The 585-nt window shown below is 73.0% G+C and carries 1 pseudogene; it reads right to left on the reverse strand.

Annotation, left to right across the window (positions count from 1 at the left end):
* Positions 1 to 138 precede the first annotated feature (138 nt).
* Positions 139 to 303, reverse strand: a pseudogene (locus ACFWI9_RS30365) (XRE family transcriptional regulator); the annotation flags it as partial.
* Positions 304 to 585: the final 282 nt, after the last annotated feature.

The following is a 585-nucleotide window of genomic DNA, read 5'->3' on the forward strand; positions in this document are numbered from 1 at the left end:
GTCGCCGGGAGCGTGCCGTTGGGGCCGCTCCGGGGCTCGTATCCGGCCCAGCCCATGAAACCCAAGCCCGGCCGGCGATTGAGGCCGGACACACCGGGCACCGCTACGGGGTGCGGAACACCGCGGCACCCCCGCGCGCGGCATCCAGGCGTCGATCAGCCGTCGCATCCCCTCGCAGTTGCCGTGCCGTTCGGCCGGATCGACCTCGGCGGGCGGCGGGTTGAGCCCCGCGAGCGCGTAGAGGTGGCGGCGCTCCGCACTGCTCAGCCGCAGCACGCGGCCCACCGAGTCCAGCACTTGCGGGTGCTGGCGACCACCTGGGACGGCGGGCTGTACGAAGGGGTGCGGGCCGTGCTGGCCATCGACGCCGCGATCGTGGTGGCGGCGGCCCTGCTGACGGCGGTGGGCCTGCGCGGACGCGGGCGGTGACGACCGGTCGGTCAGAGAGTCGGTCAGGGCCGGTCGAGCCGGAGCCGCGCGGGGTTAGGCACACCCGCCACCACCAACTCGGAACATTCCACCATTATATCCCCCACCAAAAACTCCCGGGGCACCCCCCCCCAGCACCAGTGTCACAGACCGAGA

Source organism: Streptomyces sp. NPDC127084 (assembly GCF_042724175.1).
Lineage (GTDB): Bacteria > Actinomycetota > Actinomycetes > Streptomycetales > Streptomycetaceae > Streptomyces.